The 23,832-nt window shown below is 45.0% G+C and carries 18 protein-coding genes and 1 pseudogene; 6 read left to right on the forward strand and 13 right to left on the reverse strand.

Features of this window, described 5'->3' with window-relative positions; translation table 11 throughout:
- The first annotated feature begins 136 nt into the window (after positions 1 to 136).
- The 5 genes from Q9O24_01045 (at position 137) to Q9O24_01065 (ending at position 9,360) form a co-directional block, all read left to right on the forward strand.
- Complete coding sequence (locus Q9O24_01045; GenBank protein MDQ7073760.1) at positions 137 to 1,609, forward strand: hypothetical protein; 1,473 nt, start codon at positions 137 to 139, stop codon at positions 1,607 to 1,609.
- The gene (locus Q9O24_01050; protein MDQ7073761.1) at positions 1,609 to 5,019 is read left to right on the forward strand and encodes a hypothetical protein; all 3,411 of its coding nucleotides are present in this window, start codon (positions 1,609 to 1,611) and stop codon (positions 5,017 to 5,019) included. Before Q9O24_01045 ends, Q9O24_01050 begins: the two co-directional genes overlap by 1 nt.
- Positions 5,019 to 6,323 carry a glycosyltransferase gene (locus Q9O24_01055; protein MDQ7073762.1) on the forward strand — a complete coding sequence of 435 codons (1,305 nt, stop codon included), beginning with the start codon at positions 5,019 to 5,021 and terminating at the stop codon, positions 6,321 to 6,323. Before Q9O24_01050 ends, Q9O24_01055 begins: the two co-directional genes overlap by 1 nt.
- A 225-nt stretch (positions 6,324 to 6,548) precedes the next feature.
- Positions 6,549 to 8,405 carry a polysaccharide deacetylase family protein gene (locus Q9O24_01060; GenBank protein ID MDQ7073763.1) on the forward strand — a complete coding sequence of 619 codons (1,857 nt, stop codon included), beginning with the start codon at positions 6,549 to 6,551 and terminating at the stop codon, positions 8,403 to 8,405.
- Positions 8,386 to 9,360 (forward strand): hypothetical protein, encoded by a 975-nt coding sequence (locus Q9O24_01065; GenBank protein ID MDQ7073764.1) that lies wholly within the window; start codon positions 8,386 to 8,388, stop codon positions 9,358 to 9,360. Before Q9O24_01060 ends, Q9O24_01065 begins: the two co-directional genes overlap by 20 nt.
- A 1-nt stretch (position 9,361) precedes the next feature.
- Here the strand turns inward: Q9O24_01065 and Q9O24_01070 are convergent, their stop codons facing one another.
- The 13 genes and pseudogenes from Q9O24_01070 to Q9O24_01130 all read right to left on the reverse strand — a co-directional run bounded on the left by Q9O24_01070 (position 9,362) and on the right by Q9O24_01130 (position 21,778).
- Positions 9,362 to 10,552, reverse strand: coding sequence for an O-succinylhomoserine sulfhydrylase (locus Q9O24_01070; GenBank protein MDQ7073765.1), 1,191 nt, complete (start codon positions 10,550 to 10,552; stop codon positions 9,362 to 9,364).
- Between the two features lie 150 nt (positions 10,553 to 10,702).
- On the reverse strand, positions 10,703 to 12,541 hold the full coding sequence (locus Q9O24_01075; GenBank protein MDQ7073766.1) for an ATP-binding protein: 1,839 nt from the start codon (positions 12,539 to 12,541) through the stop codon (positions 10,703 to 10,705).
- Positions 12,525 to 13,358, reverse strand: a complete 834-nt coding sequence (locus Q9O24_01080) for a phosphate/phosphite/phosphonate ABC transporter substrate-binding protein (GenBank protein MDQ7073767.1) — start codon at positions 13,356 to 13,358, stop codon at positions 12,525 to 12,527. The genes Q9O24_01075 and Q9O24_01080 overlap by 17 nt, the downstream gene beginning before the upstream one ends.
- Entirely contained in the window at positions 13,351 to 13,575 is a 225-nt protein-coding gene (locus tag Q9O24_01085) for a DUF3622 domain-containing protein (GenBank protein ID MDQ7073768.1), read from the reverse strand. The genes Q9O24_01080 and Q9O24_01085 overlap by 8 nt, the downstream gene beginning before the upstream one ends.
- 12 nt (positions 13,576 to 13,587) lie before the next feature.
- A complete protein-coding gene (locus tag Q9O24_01090) occupies positions 13,588 to 14,118 on the reverse strand; it encodes a L,D-transpeptidase (protein MDQ7073769.1) in 531 nt (176 codons plus the stop codon).
- A gap of 2 nt (positions 14,119 to 14,120) precedes the next feature.
- Positions 14,121 to 15,636: pseudogene (purF, locus tag Q9O24_01095) on the reverse strand (amidophosphoribosyltransferase).
- A gap of 75 nt (positions 15,637 to 15,711) precedes the next feature.
- The gene (locus Q9O24_01100) at positions 15,712 to 16,203 is read right to left on the reverse strand and encodes a CvpA family protein (GenBank protein ID MDQ7073770.1); all 492 of its coding nucleotides are present in this window, start codon (positions 16,201 to 16,203) and stop codon (positions 15,712 to 15,714) included.
- A 74-nt stretch (positions 16,204 to 16,277) separates the two neighbouring features.
- Positions 16,278 to 16,829, reverse strand: coding sequence for an SPOR domain-containing protein (locus Q9O24_01105; GenBank protein MDQ7073771.1), 552 nt, complete (start codon positions 16,827 to 16,829; stop codon positions 16,278 to 16,280).
- A gap of 25 nt (positions 16,830 to 16,854) precedes the next feature.
- Positions 16,855 to 18,120, reverse strand: a complete 1,266-nt coding sequence (gene folC, locus Q9O24_01110; protein MDQ7073772.1) for a bifunctional tetrahydrofolate synthase/dihydrofolate synthase — start codon at positions 18,118 to 18,120, stop codon at positions 16,855 to 16,857.
- Positions 18,121 to 18,205: 85 nt separating this feature from the next.
- On the reverse strand, positions 18,206 to 19,066 hold the full coding sequence (gene accD / locus Q9O24_01115; GenBank protein ID MDQ7073773.1) for an acetyl-CoA carboxylase, carboxyltransferase subunit beta: 861 nt from the start codon (positions 19,064 to 19,066) through the stop codon (positions 18,206 to 18,208).
- 63 nt (positions 19,067 to 19,129) lie between these two features.
- The gene (gene trpA, locus Q9O24_01120; GenBank protein MDQ7073774.1) at positions 19,130 to 19,936 is read right to left on the reverse strand and encodes a tryptophan synthase subunit alpha; all 807 of its coding nucleotides are present in this window, start codon (positions 19,934 to 19,936) and stop codon (positions 19,130 to 19,132) included.
- Entirely contained in the window at positions 19,933 to 21,126 is a 1,194-nt protein-coding gene (gene trpB / locus Q9O24_01125) for a tryptophan synthase subunit beta (protein ID MDQ7073775.1), read from the reverse strand. Before trpB ends, trpA begins: the two co-directional genes overlap by 4 nt.
- Before the next feature lie 16 nt (positions 21,127 to 21,142).
- Entirely contained in the window at positions 21,143 to 21,778 is a 636-nt protein-coding gene (locus tag Q9O24_01130) for a phosphoribosylanthranilate isomerase (GenBank protein ID MDQ7073776.1), read from the reverse strand.
- Between the two features lie 341 nt (positions 21,779 to 22,119).
- On the opposite strand from Q9O24_01130, the gene Q9O24_01135 reads away from it, so the two are divergent.
- Complete coding sequence (locus tag Q9O24_01135; protein ID MDQ7073777.1) at positions 22,120 to 23,688, forward strand: peptidoglycan-binding domain-containing protein; 1,569 nt, start codon at positions 22,120 to 22,122, stop codon at positions 23,686 to 23,688.
- Positions 23,689 to 23,832 lie beyond the last annotated feature (144 nt).

Consider the following 23,832-nt stretch of genomic DNA (forward strand, 5'->3'; position numbering starts at 1 on the left):
ACCCTAAAGAAAGGTGCCACAGTTGACTACCAATCGTTTGATTATTCATCCATTTATACACATTAAGTAACTCTAGCCGATAACATAGGTTGAAAATGGATCACACAACCAATCAAACAGGAATAAAAATATAAAAATGAACCTTGAAAAAGCTTTAAATCATGCTGATTTTTCAGTTATTGAGGGCGATCGGAAATCGGGTAAGTTTACTTTTTTTCTTCATATTCTAAATAACATTATAGATAATAAGCAAGCGACGATTATTACCTCTGCTAACCAAAGTGTTTTTCTGAAAAAAATAAATATTTTCAAAGAAAGCTTTTTAGAGTTTAATGATCTTGACAATCAACTTGAATTTTTCTTTCTAAAAGACGGCTGGAAAGATCTATTAAAACGTTTTGATCACGATTTTTTGCTCAAAGACATCGGTCGCATTGTTGAAAACATGCCAGGGGAAAATCTCTTTATTGACAATCTTGGTGAAATGTTTGACCTGCATGAACAAACTGAAATACCCAAGTTTGTCAAAGACTTACACAAACTTGGACAAATACATAAAAAAAATATTTTTGTCACACTTTCAAAAAACAGCGACAGCTACCAAGTAACACGAAATATTTTACTCAACTACCTCGACATTGTTATCACCATCAAACATTCAGAAACGGTTGCTAACATTCGTTGCATAGACATTCCCGTGAGCAATTATCCTCTGGAGAAAATAAATTTTGAAATAACATTAAAAAATAAAACACTACATATATCAGAACGTATCGTAAATAATTCGTCTGAGACCGCATACTTTCATCCCTTACCCTCTGCCACCGCAATACAATCCATCGCACCGCAACCACACCTACAATTAGAATCACACAAAACCAAAGACCACTACAACATTTTGCTGATTACAAACAGTAAACAAGTATTTCAATTTCATAATTATATTCTAGGACGATGTAAAAAAATTCAACTTACTGTGATTGAAAATCCCTCTAAGATGATCGTTGAAAACCGTACTGACCCCGACATCATCATTTTCAATGCCAGCAATGTCGATCATAATATGGACTTAGGAATATCAGAAACAGTAAAGCAGCATAACTTAAACAGTAAGCTCTTCTACCTATGCAGCCGTGAACATGCCCGAGAACAGGAAAAGATCAGATCACATATAAGCGGTTTTCAAGAATTTTTCACCCTGAAAACTCGCATTATCAACTACGTGCTGGCATTGGAAAAATCACTTCACTACAATTTTTACAGCAGCAACCTCATAAGCCAATCAGAGCCCTTCTATCTAGCAAATAACAAACAAGAGTTCAAAAAACAAGTCAAAAAATCACTAAAAAACCGACATTTTTTTACTCTTTTCACATTCACATATGATAAATTTAAACTATTACCAGAAAAAATAAAAAGTCGATTTCGTGATAATGACTACGCATTTGTAGACCATGAAAATGAATTGATCCACCTACACTGCTACAACGCTCAAAAAGAAAACAGTATTACAGTATTAAGGAAAATAAAGGAACTGGATCCCTCCATACGTTTGCAAAAAAGCGCAGACGCTGTTGACCTATTCTTCAACCACAAGAAAATTTTCTAATGCACGTTAGCATCGCTTACAAAGCACTTTTTTTAATCCTTCTATATAATTTACCATCAATCGCACATGCTAAAAAAATTGAAATCGATGTTCTTTTCTTAGAAGAAAAGATAAGCATTGACACTCAAGACATCAACAGTCGACTGCTTCTTTCCAAGCATTATTTGAACATTGGACAAATAAACAAAGCCGAAAAGTTGATAAAGCAAGCTGTATCTCTATCTCCTAACAATAAATTAGCAAAAAAACTACAAATAAATATTAACAATATCCATCAAGACAGGGAAATACTTTCTAAATACAAAATAACAAAAAAAACGCCATCAAATAGAATAGATTCCATTTTTAAAAAACTTCATATCGAAAAAAATACAGAAGCAAACCAACGTCTTTATGAAACACTGGAGCGAAACCAAACAGCCATATCTGATCAAAGCCGATTTTTAATATCCGAATCTTACCTCAAAGAAAAAGAGTACAAAAAAAGCAAAAAATCCCTAGCAAAAGTGAAGAATAAAGAATCAAAATCTCACCAATCCTTGCAAGGAAAAATCTGTATTGCTGAAAAAAATAATAACTGTGCTATCAGAATTTTTCAGACACTCTTCATTAATCATAAAGAAAATAAATTTGGCATAACTTTAATTGACTTATATATAAAAACCAAACAGATCAATCGAGCTGAAAAACAAATGTTACGTCTAAAGCGCCTAAAAATAAAAGAGTCTACTTTAAAAAAATACGAGAGTAATATAACTAATCTTAAAAAAGAACAAATCACTGCCTTTCAAACAGCCTATAAAAAAAACCCAAGCTTGGCTAATATGAAAAACTTAGTCAGCGCTCTTGCAAATAACCAACAACATGCACAAGCCCTAATCATCACCAAAGAGTATCTGAAAAAGAACCCTAAGGATCAAGAGGCAAAACTATTTTTTGCCACCCGACTATCCTGGCTTGGAAAAAATGAAGAAGCTCTTTCCATTCTTTACAAGTTGGATGATGGAAAAAATTTCAAAGTCACTCTCCTCATTGCAAAAATTCTCTCTTGGAGCGGTCATTACGATGAAGCCAAAGCTCATATAGAAAAAACATTAAAAAATACAACCAACGAAAACATACAACTTAAACATAATAAAGTTTTGGCCTTTATCTACAGTTGGAATGGTGAAAAAGAGAAGTCAATCGAATTATTCAAACAATACCTTAGCAAAAAACCCAGAGACATTGATGCTCAAGAAGAGCTCATGATTCTACAAGGTAATATCAAACCATTGATTAAAAAATACACTGACCTTGTCGTTCAATTCGAAGATTCTGAACAACACCTTTATCGACTAGGCAATCTACATTTGGCCGCTGGCAACACCCAATCAGCGATAAAGAACCTTGAAAAATATCTTAATCTAAAAACACAAGACCTTTTGGTTACTCGCGATGTGGCCATATTGCATATCAAACTGAAAAACTACTACAAAGGTTTTGGCTACCTTGAATACTATGCCTATAAACAAGGCAGCACCGACGCCTTCTTAGTATTGGCAAAAAATTATTATTGGGCAGGTTTTCCTAATGCAGCTCTTGATGTCATTGATGAAATTCTTGTTATCGACAATAACAACACCGATGCCATTGAGTTAAAAGCCAACATCCAAAAACAAAACCCACGTTTTTCATCTGTAAGGACAACAGCTCTGCCTCAAAAAAATAAACTCAACTTCAACAATAAACCAGTCACCCAAGATACCTTAACAAACACCACAAATAATGAACAAATAGCCTTTGCCGACCGTTTATCAACTGCCGGATTTTTCAACGCATCACTACCCTATTACCAAAAATATCTTTTACATAAAATAAATGATTACCCAGCACGATCACGCTACGCTTTTGCCCTGCAAAAAAGTAAAAAGTACCTGAAAGCTGCCGGAGAATACTATCTTGTGGTGTGGAGATTCCCCACACCCAACTTAAGGTTTCATTATGCATACAACTTAGAAATGGCTGGAAAAGTTAATGAGGCCACACAGCAATACCAAAAAATTATTAATGCAGAAAGAAAAAAACTAAAACCAGAACAAGTAGAATGGCTAACCAGTTGGAAAACTGCTTGGCAACAAGGTGATTTTAAAAATTATAAGAAATTTTATTCCTCTTCACTACAGGTGAACAAAAAATGGACAGAGAAAAAACGCACAGCATTTAAAAAATCAAAAAAAATAGCAATAGACATCATTGATCCCTACATCGAAAATGAGCATGGAAATGGCTACCAGTTAAAATTTTACCAACGTTACCAATCTTCACAGGGTTCAGATAACGGCTATAAAATATTATCTATCAATTGTAAAAAAAAATCTTGCCTCATAGAAAATGAGCAGTGGAAGAAATCTAAGTATCAAGAAAAAACCATAGGCAATAATATACTAAAAAACAGCAAAAATCGCCTCTTTGCTATCATGCAAGGGCAGCCTCTGACATCCGGTAACAATTCTCAACAAAGTCAGGAAAAAAAAATAATGCCGAACACTTCACATAAAGATCAAAAAACAGATAATAAAGAATATCATCTTGAAACAAAAAGCGTATTCCATAATGATATCAACGGTATTCACTATGAAAACCATGCTCTGTTACTGACAAAACAACGCTTTGGTGACTTTGATCTCAAAGTATCCAGTGGCAGCTTCTTCATTAGTGACAACAATGATTCCGTAAAACAGCAAGGACAACAGTTCTCAGCCTCTTTGCAAAATAGTGGTTTCGAAATTGGTTTTCAACGTGACCATTACAACAACTTCAACACCACCAATCCTTATTTAAAATACAAAACCCAATCAAATAAAAAATCATATACTTTTAACCTTGAAAAACGCAATGCAGTGCATCGTCGTTTTACCGAATGCGCTCTTCGTGACAATATCAATATGACACGCCTCGAAGGCACCACTTACATTGGCCTTGATAAAGGAAAAAATTACTGGGGGTCTTTAGAAATTTCTGATTTCAGTGACAATAATAAATCATTAACTCATCAATTTAATTTTTCCTTCAAACAATTCAGTCATGAAAAATTCAATACCGAGATTTCAACCAGCGGTTGGTACCAAAGCAACTCTCGTGGCAGTAACTGCTACTACGCTCCAAACTTTGATGACGCCACTTACGTTGACCTCACCTCAACACTATCATTACCAGCCAAAATTAGTCTCAAGGCTAAAATCGGCGTCGGTTATGGCCTTTCATCAAACAGTATCTCTGATCACTACAGTCTGTGGTTTGAACGTAAGTCCAATAAAAGCCTTCACTTCAAATTAGGCTGTAATCAAAGTAACTCCCAGCGCATCGGCAATACAGGGCAAGCTTACCAATACAGCGATTGCCAACTCAACTTAGGAGTACGCTGGTAATGATAAAAACACTCATTTTATTCATAATAGCCTTACTTGTACTGTTTATAATCTACGCTATTTTTTGGGCAACTGACCTATATTACAGCACCAGTGCTTTTGTAGTTCAATTTGGTGTTGTAGCCATTGGTTTATTCACTTTCATTATTATCACTCGCTATTTATTATTACTTTTCTTCTCAATGGTCAAAACCATTCATAAATTAGGCGACGGAGAAAAACAAACACCGACTCATCATCGTGTCAGTATTATTGTCCCTGCGTATAACGAAGATGTAGTAATCGGCGCTTCGATCCAATCTCTATTAAAACAAACCTACCGTTTTGTGGAAATTGTTGTCTTAGATGATGGTTCTACGGATAAAACCTACAGCATTGCTAAATCCTATGAACAAGACTTAGGCGATAAATCTGTGAGAGTTTTCACCAAGCCCAATGGAGGAAAATCGCGCGCCCTCAATTACGGGATTGAAAAATCATCTGGCGATCTAATTATGGTGGTTGATGCTGACTCTAAGCTCAAAGAAGATGCTGTTGAACTTCTCGTTCGAGCATTTCATGATCCTGATACCGCTGCGGTGGCTGGTTCGGTCTATGTTATAAACCGCACCAATACATTGGCAAAATTACAAGCATTGGAATACATAGAGGGGCTGAATATGGTGCGTAATGGCCAAGCCTTACTCAAGATGGTCAATATTATTCCTGATCCTATTGGTGTCTTTCGTCGCAGTGCGCTGGAAAAAGTCGGAGGTTATGACCACGATACTTTTGCAGAAGATTGCGATCTAACCCTTAAGTTAATTGCTGCTGGCTACAAAATCGACTTTGAGCCCGATGCTCTCGCCTATACCGAAGCCCCCGAAGATCTTCTAGACTTAATAAAACAGCGCTACCGTTGGACACGTGGTATTTTACAGGCCATTCGAAAACACAAAGAGCACCTATTTAGCTTTAGAAAAAGTCCCTCCACTTCTGCCATCCTCTGGTACATGTTATTTGAAGCCATTTTTTGGCCTTTTATGGATTTTTGGGGCAGCGTTTTTTTCATCTACTTAAGCCTCACCACAGGCTTAAGTATGATACTTATTTACTGGTGGTCCCTATTCACTGTACTGGATATGGCAGGGGCTTTTTATTGTCTGTTGATTACAAGAGATGATCTGAAACTGGTATTTTACGCCTTGTTATATAGGCTTTACTTTATTGGCATAATCAATATTGCCAAAATATTTGCAACCATCGAAGAGTGGTTCAACATCGAAATGAGTTGGGGTAAACTCGACCGAAAAGGAAGACTATGAATTTTATTGCATTCTTATCGTTTATCATTCTGATCATCACCATTTTGACTCTGGTCTTTGGCGTGATCACCTATTTCATGTATAAAGCACGTGAGAAAAAAAAATTCCAGTGCATCATTCAGTTATGAAGAAGTTTTAGAAGAAGAGAACATAAAATATATATTTTTCACCCAAGTCAGTGACAACCAGAAAAAACCACTCACCGAAATTCCATAGGGAATAAATATGGCAAAACGCTCCCGCTTTAAAATCAACATATACAGCGCCAAAGTATTTCTTAATATGGTAGGACTGATTTTAGGAACCTCCTATATGTCCTACTTAGTCATGAAAAGTTTTGTTGTCAGTGGCACTCTCGTGCCTGGGTTTGAAGCAGACCCCATTTATGTATTAGACTCCAGTGCCACGCGTAAACAACTTGAGTCTTATGGTATTGGCAGCAACAGCTACGAAACACGCCTGAACAAAATAAAGATCATCATTCAAAGCATGGGTGGAGTTCCACTGACTCTTTACGAAGAAGAAATTGAAAACCTCTCTCCTAAATCACGATTGTTTGTCATTGATGCGATTTCATTAAGTCAACAAACTGTAGAACAGATAGGTTCTTTTGTTGAAGAAGGTGGCTCCTTAACGTTCAACTTCAACTCAGGGTTCTCCGACGAGAATGGTGAACACCGAGGTGCTCGTTTTATTCAAAACATTACTGGATTAAAACAGAATAAAAATAATCCAAAAATTGAAAAACAAGAGGGTCTTTTTTTTACTACAAAAATTCTTTCACCACTAACTCCTTATATACCTAATGGCCGACGCTTAAACTTGGTTATATATGATGATATTCCACTGTTCGAATCAGGTGATTTAGAAGCCGATGCGATATTAACCAATTGGGCAAAAACTGCGACCCCCACCATGCCCGATGGCAATAACCTGACACTAAAACAAGCTGGTGTACTCTGGCACGGTTATCATGGCAAAGGACGCTGGGTCTACTTTAATTTTCCGTCCTATGGATTCTATGAAGTTGCCAGTAACGCTAAATATTTCACCAACCTAATGCAAGGTATTATTGATTTTGCCTACAAACCAGCCAGCGTACGCAAATATCCCTACATTCATTCTGATAAGGCTGTCATGGTTTCGGAAGACACCGAGTATAAATACGAAAATTTGCGTGAATTTTCTCAACTAGCAAAAAAATATAAAATAAAAAGTACTGCATTTTGTGTTGCTTCACTCTCTGATGAAAAACGCAGCCTCACACAAGATGTAGCAAAAAATGATTATATCGAAATTGCCTCTCATAGCTATTCTCATCAAAAAATCATGGGTGAGGAGCAAAAAATACTAGATAAAGAGATCATAGAATCAAAACAGCTCTTAGAAGATATTATCCAATCTCCCATCTACGGTTTTCGACCTCCTCGTGAAGAAATTGATATAACCATTGCAAAAACACTACGTAAAGCAGAATATCGTTATATATTTGAAAAAAATAAAGAAACTATTTTTCCTTATTTTGAGTATGAAGCATTTCTTACCATTCCCAGAACAGGCACCGATGATTACAGTTATTTTATCGATGATAAATGGAGTGACGTAAACATTCATGACAATGTCTTTAAGGAACAAGAGCTAGTGAGTTATTTAGGTGGGCTATACACCCTCAGCACACACACTCACCTACTCTCTTATAAAAAGAACATAAAAATATTAGAGTCTATTTTTAAAACTCTTTCTGAAAAAGAACATATCCTAAAACTGAGTGGAAATGAAATATATGAATTAATGAATCAATATCAAAACTTAGTATTAAATGTAGAGTACACCAGTGATAATTTTTTAATCTCCATTAAAAATGGAAATCGTAACGTCATTGAAAAATTCAAGTTTCGACTCTATTGGCCAGGAGTAAAAAACATTCGTACCGTTACTTCAGAGATCATTGGAACGCAGTTTGATTACCAGCATAACATTGAAAAACGTTATACAGACATCACTGTGCATAATCTCAAACCACAATCAACTCAACTTTTTATCGCACCTTACACTCTCCACGATGCTCACAAGCCTACTTAATAGCCTGATTAGTCTGCCTTTTTTAATCGCAGCAGGCGGTCTTGACTACTGTAAAACCGTTTCGGGTTACGAAACATGGACACCCGAATGTCGCTGGCAAAACCAAACATCCTTACACCACATTGCCAAAACAAGCTCCCCCAATCTCAATTCAATCTCCATTTGGATCACACGAGACTGGAAAGAAGAATGGTATAGTCCAGACATAATCAAACGTGAAGTAATCGATCAAGGCTATATACCCATCTACATTTTTTACTGGTTTGCCGATGACATATCTCAAGACTTTGTTATCAACAATAAAGATGCTTATTTTCAAGCCTTACGACGCTTTAGTCATTATTTAACAAAAATACCAGGGGAAAAAGTCGTTATTCTCAACCCTGAATTCAATCAAGAAGACATTCCACACTGGCAAGGTTTCAATCAAATTTTAAGCGCTAGTTTACAAATGGTAAAATCGGTCGATGGCGTTAAGGCGGGATTTTGTCTTGGTGATTTCGGTAACTATCAGATTAAAAATGACATTGAGAACTGGAAATTATTCCATCCATCCATTCAAACAGCCATTGAACAGAGCGACTTCATCGCCTTTCAAGAGATGCGCGCTTTAACACGCAACAGCAGCAGTGATGTCCTTAATACGGCACAACGCTCACTCAATTTTGCCACTTACTTACATAAAACCTATAAAAAACCCACCTTTTTAGCCTACTTAGCCCTCTCTTCTCGTGGTGATCAAGCTGAAGAGCAACAAGCTCAACTGCTCCATGAATACGCCGACTTAATGCCAAAATTCAAACAACAAGCACAGCTAATTGGCTTCAACTACTTCCACTATTTTGACCAACCCAACCAACGTGGTTACTTTTTAGAAGCAGAACCCTTCTTTGGCTTGCACAACAAAAAAGGGCGAGCCAAACCCTCGCTAGAAGGGTTTAATCGCATCAAATAACCTACAAATCATCCAAGCCCCGAGCCAAATCAGCCTGAATATCCTCCAGCGCCTCCAACCCCACGGCCACGCGCAATAAATTACCCCCAATCCCTGCTGCTGCACGCTCCTCTGGGGTCAAACGCCCATGAGTAGTGGTCGCCGGATGAGTGATGGTGGTTTTACTGTCGCCCAAATTAGCCGTAATTGAAAGCAAACGGGTCGTATCCACCACCTGCCACGCCGCTTCTTGCCCGCCCTTAACTTCAAAAGAGACAATGCCACTCGCACCAGATTGCTGTCGCTGCGCCAATTCGTATTGAGGATGCGATTTCAGTCCAGGATAATACACATGCTCCACCGCAGGATGCTGTTCCAACCACGTCGCCAAAGCCAACGCACTCTCACAATGCCCTTTCATGCGCAGGTGTAAAGTCTCTAAACCCTTGAGAAAAACCCAAGCATTGAACGGACTCATGGTCGGGCCTGCACTGCGTAAAAAGCCATAAACCTCTTTGCCAACCCGCTCTTTATCTCCCACCACCGCACCACCGATGCAACGACCTTGACCGTCCAAATATTTGGTTGCCGAATGGATCACAATGTCCGCCCCCAATTCCAGAGGCCGTTGCAAGGCTGGAGTGCAAAAACAGTTGTCCACCGCAAAAACAATCTCATGCTGATGCGCCAAATCCGCCAAAGCACGGATGTCCGCCAACTGAGTCAAAGGGTTGGAAGGGGTCTCCAAAAAGAACAGTTTGGTATTGGGTTGAATCGCTGCTTGCCACGCAGCGAGATCATCAATGGCGACAAACGTGGTAGCTATGCCTAAATTAGCCAAATACTTATTAAACAGCACATTGGTAGTGCCAAAAATACTCTGAGAGGACACAATGTGATCGCCGCTTTTTAATAAACCCAAACAGGTGGCCAAAATCGCCGCCATGCCCGAAGAGGTAGCCACACAAGACTCGCCCCCCTCCATCGCCGCCAAACGCTCTTCAAAATTACGCACCGTTGGATTGGTAAAACGCGAATAAATATTTCCCGGCTGCTCACCGGAAAAACGCGCTGCCGCCTCCGCAGCTGAGGAAAACACATAGCTGGAAGTGGGGAAAATCGGCTCACCCTGTTCACCTTCCGCTGTGCGTCGATGACCGGCGCGCACCGCGCGAGTTTGTGGTGAAAATTCAGCCCAATCGAGATCATTCATAACCTGCTCCAAAAAATGATGGGCATAAAAAAAGCCCGCGAGGGCGAAAGCGGGCTTTTGCTCACTTTAGCCGTATTTATTACGCGCCCGCAATTTGAGTACAAAATCGGCGCAACTGAAGGACAAGCCTAAGTAAAACCCACAGCAATGTCAAAGATAATGTGCCATCTCTTGCAACAGAGTTGCTTTACGCACCGGCTTGGCCACAAACGCATCCATACCCGCTTCAAACGCTTCCAGACGATCTTCATTAAACGCTCCCGCCGTCAGCGCAATAATAGGCAGGCGTTCGGCTCCCTGTTCTCTCTCCCAGAGCCGAATCAGCATCGTTGCTTCCAGACCGTTCATCACCGGCATTTGACAATCCATCAAAACCAAAATGGGGCGTTTCTCTGCTGTTGCCAAAGTAACCGCCTCTTGACCATTTTCCACTGTCTGAAATTGGAAACCGCTTCTTTTCAAAATCGCCTCCACCACCTTACGATTAATGGGGTTGTCCTCAACCACCAAAACCTTACCGCGCGTGCTAAAAAGCAACCGTTCTTCTTCCACCAACACAGTATTTACAACAGCAAGAGCCTCTGTTTCCACCACCCTCAAAGGGATCCGAAACCAAAAATAAGCTCCCTCACTCGGTTCGCTCTTCACCCCCACCTCACCGCCCATTAAATGGCATAGGTGTTTCACAATGGAGAGCCCCAAACCCGTGCCGCCAAACCGGCGCGTGGTGGAGCTGTCCGCTTGGGTAAACGGCTGAAATAATTTGCTCTGCTCTGCTGCGCTCAAACCAATGCCGCTGTCTTGCACTCCAAACTCAATGGCAAACGCTTCCGGCTCACCCCATCCTCTCAAATGTAAAACCACCTCGCCCTGAGACGTGAATTTAATCGCATTACTGACTAAATTGGTCAACATCTGCTGCAAACGTGACGGGTCTCCCAACAGCCCTTTTGGCATATTTTCCTGACACTCACATTTAAGCTGCACGCCTTTTTGTTGAGCTTGTCTAGCAAAATGGTGCTCCATTTTATTAAGCACATGTTTTGGATCAAAGGCAATCTGCTCCAACTCCAATTGACCTGACTCAATCTTGGAAAAATCAAGCACATCATTGATCACTCTAAGTTGCAGCTCAGCAGAGGCCAAGGCGATGTTAAGATAATCACGCTGCTCCGGCTTCAAGGCGGTATCGGCCATCAACTCAAGCATACCGATGACCCCGTTCATGGGAGTACGTATCTCATGACTCATATTGGCCAAAAAACAACTTTTAGCCTGACTCGCTTCTTCAGCGACTCGCCGTGCTTCGCTCAATAAATTCTCTTTATTCTGGATCGTGTGACGCATCTGCTCAAAACGTGCGATCAGATCCCCCACCTCACCTCGAACAGCCTGCGGCAACTGCGCAGCATAATCTCCCTTTGTTAACTGCTCTGCCGCTTCACCCACCTGACGTATAGGCCTTCCCACGATCTGATCCAAAAACAGCGCCACCAATAAAAAAGCCGCTGAAAAAAGTCCAAGAAAAAGTAAAATAAACTCCCAGTCACGCCGCTTCACCTCCGTCAAAAAATCGGTTGCATCCAGATAAAGGCGCAAATAAGCGTATGCCCGTCCTTGAAAAACAATCTCCTTTTCCAACAGATAGATATTCTCCCCCAGCGGCAGCGGCTCAGGAAAAAGCGGATAAATCCGTTTCTGATCGTGATCGTCTAGCGTCATTAAACGCCAATCCGGCTGACGCTGACGCAACACATCCAAAGTTTCGTTGATCGCTGCCAATTGATCCTGAAGTAGATAAGGCAAAAGCGCATCGGCCAACGTCGCCAAATGGGCTTCCACCTGTTGTTTGTGTCTTTTAATGTTATCTAAACGGGAATGAGGCAGCCAAAAGTAGGTGAAATAAAGTGCAGAACAACTCACCACCAACAGCAGCAACATCGCCACTCTCACGCGTAAGGAGTAGAGGAGTTTATTGAGGCTGAACAACGTAATTTTCCAACCCCATGCCCTTTAAGGGCGCATAATCTTGCATCGTGGCTAAAATAATTTTCTTAATCGGCACTTTCGCCAACAGAGCACGCCCTGTTTTGCTCTCACCCATCGCCAAAAAAGCCTGCTTAACCGCTTCACGATCCCTCTGCGAAACGCGAGGATGCACCATCACCGGATGCGGCGCAATGGCATGAGTCCAATAAAGAATACGCAGATTATCCTGAACAACCTGCTTTTGACGTTTTAAAGTGCCCACCACACCACCACCAGCCACGGCTCGCCCCAGCAGCAGGTTGGTATAAACAGAGGAGTGGGTTTTAACGTAATGGGGCTTAACAGAAATGCCTTGCGCACCCAATTCCGCCCGCATCAGCAGCGACGCACCCAACGCATTGGGAGAAGGGAAAAGCACCTTCTGTTCATTCAATTCTTGAATCGAGGTGATCGGGCTTGTTTTAGCCACCAGCAAAATACCAAACAAAGAACGACCACCGTCACGTACCAAAGGCTGATACGCCTGTTGTTCAGAGGCAATCAAAGCATGATACGGATTCATATAAACAAAATCGAAACGACCTTGGCGAAAATCACGCTCAAACGTAGAGATGTTTATCGAACCACTCAGATGTAATTTAAGCCCTGTACGTCGCTCCAGCTCAACAAGAATAGGGTTCCAAATACGAGCCAGATGACGGGGTTCAAACTGTGGCACAACCCCAAAACGATACGCACGCTCCGCATGAAGCAGGCCGCTCGAAAACAACAGCACACCGCACAACAACAGACAAAACGCGCGCCTCGAATCAGCCATTTTTTACACGGCGTTTCTTTTTATTACTCTCACCCAAAGTTTTAAAAAATTCGGTCAACTCTTTTTCAGCCCACGCACGCGCTTCAACCCTAGAAGCAAAACCGGTCTGTCGCTTTGAGACCCTACTTTTTCTCGCCGTCACTCGCCGTTTTATTTCAGCGCCCCAACCATCCTCTGTCTCAATCACTGCCCAACTGAATTTTTTACTTGTTGCCATAATGTACTCGTTTCATTTTAAAATGGTGACCAAATCACCTTCGCAAACTCGATCAAACAGCTCAATCACATCACGATTCTTCATTCGCACACAACCAATGGAAACCGGTTGACCAATCAACCCCTCTTCCGCAGTGCCATGAATGTAAATGTAACGCTGCTTAGAATCACAACCTGCCCCCTGATTCAGACCCAGCTCCAAACCTTCTAACCAGAGAATCCGACTGGTAATGGAGTCATCCTCACTGCGAGATTCGTCCTGAAGAATATCAGCCGAATAACCTTGTGCTAGCCGACCAACAAATACCTCACCAAGAGGCACACCATCACCAATTTTAGCGGCAATGCGATGCTTGCCCAAAGGCGTTTTATAACTGCCTTCCGTGCCACCGAGACCATAACGAGAGGTGGAAATCGAATACGTTGCCATAACGCTTTTGGCCTCACAGAGCAACAACGTCTGATGTTCAGCAGAAACCAGTATCTGACGAAATCGACCGCACAGCACACCCGCTTCAACGACCCAATCAGGCAGTGCAGACACCCTTATTCGCTCTGAGCAATAGCAACGTCTTGAGAAATATTACTGCTTGCACCCGATTTAACTTTGTCCGCACGCAACAGCTCCAGCTGTTGAAGATACTCAGGGCTGACATCACCGGTGACGTATTCACCGGTAAAACAGCAGGTTTCAAACTGCTTGAGGTGATCACTCGCAGAACTGACCGATTCAATCAAATCTTCTAAATCCTGATAAATCAGCCAATCAGCGCCAATCACCTCACAAATCTCACTCACGGTTCGATCATGGGCAATCAACTCATCTACCGCAGGCATATCAATGCCGTACACATTTGGGTAACGTACCGGTGGCGCTGCTGACGCCATATAGACTTTATTCGCCCCTGCTTGACGCGCCATCTGCACAATCTGACCCGAGGTGGTACCACGCACAATGGAATCGTCCACCAACAGCACATTTTTGCCTTCAAATTCCGAATCAATCGGATTCAGTTTTTGGCGCACGGATTTTTTTGCGTAATTTTTGCCCAGGCATAATAAAGGTGCGACCGATGTAACGGTTTTTAATAAACCCCTCACGGTATTTCACCCCCAAATGGTAAGCCAATTCCATTGCCGAAGTGCGACTGGTATCGGGGATTGGGATCACCACATCAATGTCATGATCCTTAAACTCACGCAGAATTTTCGCTGCCAAGGTTTTGCCCATATTCAAGCGCGACTGATAAACCGAAGTACCGTCCATTACCGAATCGGGACGGGAAAAATAGACGTACTCAAAAATACAAGGGGCGTATTGAGGATTTTTAGCACACTGACGAGTATGCATGGTGCCGTTCTCTTCAATGTAAACCGCTTCACCTGGTTCCACATCACGCACCACCTCAAAACCCAACGCTCGAATCGCCACACTTTCCGAAGCAATCATATACTCGGTACCGGCCATGTCTTCGCGTTTACCGATCACCATGAGCCGAATGCCGAAGGGATCACGAAACCCCAAAATGCCATGCCCCACGATCATGGAAATCACCGCATAACCGCCTTTGCAACGCAAATGCACCGCCTCCACCGCGCCAAAAATAGCCTCGGCAGAGAGTTGTGGCGATTTCACCCGACTGTGTAATTCATGGGCAAACACATTCAACAGCACCTCAGAATCAGAGTTGGTATTGATATGGCGTAGGTCGTCTTCAAACAACTGCTTTTTCAGCTCTTCGGCGTTGGTCAGATTGCCGTTGTGTCCCATGGCAATGCCATAAGGTGAATTAACGTAAAACGGTTGCGCCTCAGCGGGAGAGGAGTTGCCAGCGGTGGGGTAACGCACATGGGCAATGCCCATATTGCCCTTTAAACGCAGCATGTGTTTGCTGCGAAATACATCACTCACCAACCCCAACGCTTTACGCATATAGACTCGGCCTTCAAAACAGGTGGCGATACCCGCCGCATCCTGCCCTCGGTGTTGCAACAACAGCAAACCGTCATACAAGGTCTTGTTTACGGGGCCTTGCCCGACGATACCGAAGATTCCGCACATCGCGTTTCCCTCTGACTATTTATTTGGATGTTTAAAAAACAGTTAAGACAGTGCAAAAAAACACGGCCTTAATATTTACGTATGGACAAAATTATCTGCAACGTGTTGAGGTATATACTCTTTAATCCAAACAGCAATCACTTCAAAATGTTTAATCAACTGCGCCTCTTGCCACCAAGGGTCTTGCGGCAACGGCGTTAAACCTGCCAGCAAGACCAAAATAGCCACAATAAGCGAACCTCGCATAATGCCAAACACCATACCTAAAGTACGATCTGTGCCATTCAGTCCGGTTTGATCAACCAAACTGCTGATAAAATAGTTCACCAACCCCCCCACCAGCAGAGTCATAAAAAAGAGCGCTGCAAAACTGAGCGCCAAACGCAAACTCGGCATGCGAATCGATTCAGGCAATAACATTTCCATACTGGCAGAAAAGGTCACCGCCACCCAAAAAGCCAAACTCCAGGTCACTAAAGAAATCGCCTCTTTAACAAACCCTCGAACCAAACTGATCAGACTTGATACCACGATAATGGCGATAATGGCGATATCCACACCGGTCAACATAGTTTATATCCCTAAAATCTTGGCAGCACTTGATAAAGTGCCGCATTCTAGCAGCCGAACGGACAAAAACCCTAATGATGTCGCAATACAATCGCCTTCACACCCTCTTTTTTCTGTAACGTCTGCCGTAGCGCATCGGCCTTAACACGGCTTCTCAGCGGACCGACACGAACACGATAAACTCGACCCGAATTACCATTAGCCTCTTCAATAAAAGCATGATAATTAACCATTTTTTTCAATTTATCGCGTGCATTCTGAGCATTTTTACGCTCTTTATAACTGCCGACTTGCAACACCCAGCTGAGCAAATCAGCTTTTTTAGACTCCACTTTGCCCACTGGTTGTCTCACTGCCGTTGTCGTCTGTGGTTTTTTCTGGCTCAATGTCGGCTCCACTTTAACCACTGGAGTGACCACCACAGGCAAACTCTCAACCACCTCCAGCGGCGGCTGAGGAATTTTCAACCGTGACACCGGCACCGGCGGCGGCGGCGGAATCTGAATATCCAGCTCTCTCTTCGCCCTTTGCCCCGCACCATCAAACAACAGCGGCAAAAAAATCACCGCCAAGGCCACCAAGACAGATGCCCCGAGCAAGCGCTGTTTTAAAGAAAGATCCACTAAAATTGCTCCATCAACTTACGTTTCATTTCAATTCTGCTCTCAATAGAGCCGCCACGGTCAAAAAAGACCCCAGTACCACAATTCGATCCCTGCTTTGAGCAGAAGCGACGGCAATGTCATAACCAGCCACGACATTCTTCACTAAGGTAACCTTTGCTTGTCCGTCAACGGACTTAATTCTCTCCGCCAACCGCTCAGCACTCAAACCTCGTGGCGACGGCAAAGAAGTGACTACCCAGTGATCAACCTCCGCCTGCAATGCTGTTATCACCCCCGCCACATCTTTATCATCCAGCATACCCAGCACTGCCGTGGTTTTGCCCTCATGAGGCAAAGCCGCCAATTCGGCTGCCAACACCGTCGCAGCCGCTGGGTTGTGTGCCACATCCAAATAGGTCTCAATCTCGCCATTCAAGCGCTGCAACCGCCCCTGCAACCGAACGCTCTGCAAACCCTCATCCAAGGCGCTGCGCGGGATCGGCAGTGTAGCAGAGAACGTTTGCAAAACCTGTACAACCGCCGCCGCATTGGCCAATTGAAATACACCTTGCAAAGCCGGTTTAGGCAACCCCATTAAGGCAACGTTCGAGCCTTGCCAGTTCCAATCATTCTCTTGAAACTCAAAGCTGTAATCTTGATCTACACACAACAGCTCGCACTCCAGCTCTGTTGCGTAAGCCAAAACGGACTTCGGTGGTTCGACATCCGCACACACCGCCGGTTTTTCTGCCCGAAAAACACCGGCTTTTTCCAGCCCAATGCTCTCACGATCACAGCCCAACCAATCTTGGTGATCCAGCGCCACGGAAGTCAACAAAGCACAGTCGGCATCAAGGATATTGACTGCATCCAAACGCCCACCCAAACCCACTTCCAACACCCAAACATCCAGCTTCGCCTCGGAAAACAGCCACAGAGCCGCCAAAGTAGCAAACTCAAAATAGGTCAGAGAGACCTCGGCACGAGCCGTATCAATGGCCGCAAAAGCCGCGCAGATCTGCGCATCACTGGCCTCACGTTCATTGATACGAATGCGTTCGTTGTAGCGTAAAAAATGCGGTGAACTGTACACCCCAACAGAATACCCTGCTGTCGACAAAATGCGCTCCAGCATCGCCACAGAAGAACCCTTGCCATTGGTACCTGCCACGGTAATCACCTGACTTTTTGGCGACAGCAGACGCAGTCGAGCCGCAACCTCTTTGACCCGCGCCAAACCCAGCTCAATGTCACTGGGGTGGAGCTGCTCTTGCCAGTTCAGCCACGCGGGTAAAGAATTAAAGCGCATGTCATACTTCCTACACAACAAACAAAAACACCCTGTCTTGAATGCACAAGACAGGGTGTTTTTTATCAATCATTAAAAGACGAGTTTACAGTGCCGCTCTGTGAGTCATGATTGCCAACAGAGAAGCGATGCGATTGCGCATGTCACGCCGATCCACGATCAGATCAATGGCACCGTGCTCTTGCAAAAATTCGCTGCGCTGAAAGCCCTCGGGCAAGGTTTCACGCACCGTTTGCTCAATCACTCGCGGCCCTGCAAAACCGATCAAGGCTTTCGGTTCCGCCACATGAATGTCACCCAACATGGCAAAGCTGGCAGAAACCCCACCCATCGTTGGATCGGTCAGTACCGAAATATAAGGCAATCCCCGTTTGGCTAATTTGTTCAGCGCCGCACTGGTTTTGGCCATCTGCATTAACGAAAACAGCGCCTCTTGCATCCGCGCTCCGCCACTGGCAGAGAAACAGACCAGTGGAATGTTCTCCACAATGCACATTTCCACCGCCTTCAAAAAGCGCGCACCCACCACCGAGCCCATTGAACCGCCCATAAAAGCAAACTCAAAAGCAGCAGCCACCACCGGTACCCCTTCAACGCTGCCTTTGATCACAATCAAAGCATCACTTTCACCGGTTTTTTTCTGTGCAATGCTGATGCGATCTTTGTATTTTTTACTGTCCCGAAATTTAAGCGCATCCACGGGATGCAAATTTTGACCAATTTCCAGACGCTCTTCCGCATCAAGAAAGTGATTCAAGCGCATCCGCGCACCGATGCGCATGTGATGATTGCACTTTGGGCACACATCCATATTGCGTTCCAGCTCCGCACGATAAAGCACGCTGCTGCAAGAGGGACACTTGGTCCAGACCCCTTCGGGAACCGCGCCTTTTTGGGTTGCCTCGGTACGAATCCGAGACGGGATTAACTTTTCAAACCAGCTCATGGATACCTCAGACTGTAGGGTGAGCTTGGCTCACCGTTTTGTTGTTCATGTAATACAAGCCCTTTAGACATCATCCATTGCCTTACGCATACCTGCGATCAAATCCGCCGCTTGCGACAACAGCGCCTGCGGATCATCACGATTATCGGCAATGCGCTTAACCAGCGCACTGCCCACCACCACCCCATCGGCAATGGTCGCCATCTTGGCCGCCATGGGCGCATCGCTGATGCCAAAACCCACTCCCAGTGGCAAATCACTGACGGTGCGAATGGCATTCAAACGCTGCTCCACCGCTGCCACATCCAAGCTGGCCGAACCGGTAACGCCCTTCAGGGAGACATAATACACAAAGCCGCTGGCCTGTGCGCAGATCCGTTGCGCGCGCGCCAAGGAGGTGGTGGGGGCAATGAGGTAAATTAGATCAATCCCCACCGCTTTAAACGCCGCGCTCAACTCTGCACCTTCCTCCGGTGGCAGATCGACGGTCAAAACCCCATCCACACCGGCTTTGGCAGCGGCGTTGGCAAACGTCTCGTACCCCATCACTTCCACCGGATTCAGATAGCCCATCAAAACCACGGGGGTTTGCTGGTCTTGCTGACGAAACTCCGCCACCATCGCCAATACATCATTCAAGCTGGTACCGTGTTCCAAAGCACGCTCACAGGCCAGTTGAATCACCGTCCCATCGGCCATCGGATCGGAAAACGGCACCCCCAACTCCAGCACACTGGCACCGGCTTTAACCAACTCGTGCATCAACGGCACCGTGGTTGTAGGCGTTGGATCACCTGCGGTAACAAAGGGAATCAACGCTTTGCGCCCTTCTGCTTTCAAAGCAGAGAACCTCGTCTCAATCCGACTCATACGGTGATCCCCTCCAGCTCCGCCACGGTGTGAATGTCTTTATCACCACGACCAGAAAGATTGACCAAAATAATCTCATCACGGCTCATGCTCGGTGCCATTTTTTTCGCCTGTGCCAGCGCGTGACTGGATTCCAACGCAGGCATAATGCCCTCGGTTCGAGTCAGATCATGAAAGGCATCCAAAGCCTCGGTGTCGTCAATCGCCACATACTCAACACGACCGCAGTCTTTTAACCAAGCGTGTTCCGGTCCCACTCCAGGGTAATCCAGCCCCGCAGAGATGGAGTGGGTTTCAATGATCTGGCCGTTGGCATCTTCCATTAAATAGGTGCGATTGCCGTGCAACACCCCCGGCTTTCCGGCACAGAGTGGCGCAGCATGACGACCGGAATCCAAACCGTGACCGGCCGCTTCAACACCCACCATGCCCACCGACTCATCTTTGATAAAAGGGTAAAACAGCCCCATCGCGTTAGAACCACCACCGACACAGGCCACCAGCTGATCGGGCAAACGGCCTTCGATCTCCAACATCTGCGCCCGCGCCTCTTCACCCAAGACCTTCTGAAAATCACGCACCATCGCCGGATAAGGGTGCGGACCTGCCACCGTGCCGATGATGTAAAAGGTGCTGTCCACATTCGTAACCCAATCGCGCATCGCTTCGTTAAGCGCATCTTTGAGGGTTTTAGAGCCAGACTCCACCGGAATCACCGTTGCCCCCAACAAACGCATCCGATAAACATTGATCGCTTGACGTGCCACATCCGTAGCGCCCATGTAAACCACGCACTCCATGCCCAAACGCGCCGCCACGGTGGCCGTGGCGACACCGTGCTGACCGGCACCGGTTTCAGCAATGACGCGCTTTTTGCCCATGCGTTTGGCCAACAGCGCCTGACCCACGGTGTTGTTGACCTTGTGCGCGCCGGTGTGGTTTAGATCTTCCCGTTTTAAATAAATCTTAGCGCCGCCCAAACGCTCACTCCAACGCTGAGCGTAATAAAGCGGGCTGGGGCGACCGACAAAATGTTTCAGCTCCCACGCCAGCTTGCGTTGAAATTCGGGATCTTGCTGCGCCTCTTCGTAAGCATCACGCAGCGCCTGCAACGGTTCCATCAACGTTTCGGCAACAAAAATGCCGCCGTAAGGGCCAAAATGACCGGACTCATCTGGCGCGTTCGCCAAGGCCTCCAACGTACATTCAGCGGGTTTTGTTTTCGACACCGTTCACCTCATCTATAAATCGCAACATTAATGCGGGGTCTTTGACCCCCTTATCTCGTTCCACACCGCTGCTCACATCCACTCCGTAGGGAGCGGCGATGGCAATCGCTTCAGCCACGTTATCTGGCCTCAAGCCACCAGCCAAAATCAAGGGCATAGGCACATCTTGTGGCATTCGCTGCCAGTCAAAGCTCTCACCACTGCCACCGGCCACGCCCAGCGCGTTGCTGTCCAGCAATAACCCAGCGGCATCGGCATAACGCGCCGCATAAGCAGCCACATCTTGGCTCTCTCCCATCGGCACTGACTTGATATAAGGTCGGCCAAAAGAGGCGCAAAACGTCGCCGACTCCTCACCGTGAAACTGCAACAGATCTATGGCAACGCCGTTTAATATTCGTTGCACCTCTGTCGCAGCGGCATCCATAAACAGCGCCACCGTGGTCACAAACGGCGGCAGTGCTGCCACCAAGGTACGTGCTTGAGCCACCTCAATGTGACGCGGACTGGGCGGATAAAAAACCAAACCGATGGCATCCACCCCTGCGTTGGCAATCAAAACCGCCTGCTCCACTTGAGTTAACCCACAAATTTTAACGCGCGTTCGAGCCATGCTGTCGGAGAGAGCCTAAAAAAGGCATAAGGGTAGCAGAAAAGAGGCTCAAGAGGCAGAGGCAGCCCAACATCTCAACCTTGTTCCCTATTCACGACATCTGCATATAGAAAGTATTATCTGGAAATTAAACGCCACCTCACTTACCATAGGTCACCGCTTAACACAGACTTAACTGAGTATTTGAGCAACATAAGCTCAAAAACAATAAAACTCACGCCTGTGATAGAGGTTATCCACCGTCTTATGCTGTTTCAGCGACCGCCCTTTTTGTGTCCAAACCCTTGTTTGCACGGCGCTGCTGGGCAACGTCCTAGTCTATTTTAAAGAGAGATCCCATAATGAAAAAATTCGCTTTAAGCCATCTTGCCCTTGGGCTGATGATCTTGACAGCATCAGGGTGCAGTACCACCAATGAGAGTGGTAACGCCCTAGCCATCAACGATACGGAAAATCGCAAGCTGAAATCCGAGCTGGCTGCAAAAGAAGCCGCCTTACAGGAAAAAGATCAGCAGATCTCCTCCTATAAAAGTCGTCTGGCCATCGCTAACGCCTCACCCGCAGCAGCACATTCAAGCGCCTCCGCTTCACCCTTGCTGCCCACCCAAGCCGTTGCTGGCGAATGTTATGCCCGCGTCTGGGTACCGGCAAAATACCGCACCGTCACCAATGTCTTGGTGGTAAAAGAAGAGAGCGAACGAGTCGAAATCACCCCTGGTGAATACCAGTGGGCAGAAGAACAAATTCTGGTCAAAGAGGCCTCCGGCAAGTTGGAAACCATCCCTGCGGTTTTCGGCATCGAAGAAGAAATTGTGGTGGTACAAGAAGCCGCTCGCATCTGGAAAACCGGTCTGAAAAAAGCCTCCAGCCCCGCCAGCAGCGAACTGCTCGCCACCGCCAAAACCTATGGCATTGATCTGGACAGCGCTCAGCCTGACGAATGTTTCCATGAACATTATCATCCCGCCAAATACAGCACCGAAGCCAAACAGGTCAAAATCAGCGAAGCCACCATCACTTTGGCCGCCGCTCCCGCTGAATATCGCCATGTGGAAAAACAGGTGTTGGTTAAAGAAGCCACCTTCAAGCTCAAAGATATTCCGGCTGAATACGAGTGGTTGGAAGAAAAAATGGTGGATAAACCCGCTCACACCACTTGGAAAAAAGGCACCGGTCCAATTCAACGCATTGACGAAACCACCGGTGAAATCATGTGTCTGGTTGAAATCCCCGCCACCTATAAAACCATTCGCAAACGTATCCTAAAATCTCCTGCGCATACGGAAGTGATTGAGATCCCCGCTCAATATAAAACCGTTAAAGTACGCGAATTGGCCGTCGCTGCCAAAGAGATCAAAACAGAAGTTCCAGCTAAATTCAGCTCGGTGGATGTGACCAAAAAACTCTCTGGCCCCGAGTTTGTTTGGCATGAAGTACACAACTTAGAGGAGCCCACCCACACACGCACCGGCACCAAAATCTGCTTAACGCAAATTCCAGAAATCACCAAGACCATAAAACGCAAAGTGGTTAAAATCCCCGCCACCACCCGCGTCATTGAGATCCCCGCAGAATACGCCAGCATGAAAGTGCGCAAAGTCATCCGCAAACCGGAAGAGAAGCGCATCAAAATTCCAGCGGAATATGAAAATGTAGCGGTTAACGAACTGGACAAAGAAGGTTTTATGGAATGGCGTACCATTCTCTGTGAAACCAATATGACCGTGGATCGCATCAGCTCTGTACAAACGGCATTACAAGACGCCGGTTACAACCCAGGCCCTATTGATGGCGACATCGGTACATTAACAATGGCGGCGGTAAACAATTTTCAACGGGATAATAAATTACCCGTCGATAAATACCTCAACATTGAAACCCTAAAGGCGCTGGGTATTACAGCGAAATAAACCGCAAACAAAAGACATCAACATCCGTTGATGTCTTGACTCAAAGCCTCTGGTCTCACTGGAGGCTGATCTATTTACAGATCAAACCGCATCAACACCCCATCTTGTGAACTCGGTCACCTACAAAACCGCCTGAAAAATTGT

Source organism: Gammaproteobacteria bacterium (assembly GCA_030949385.1).
GTDB lineage: Bacteria > Pseudomonadota > Gammaproteobacteria > JAUZRS01 > JAUZRS01 > JAUZRS01.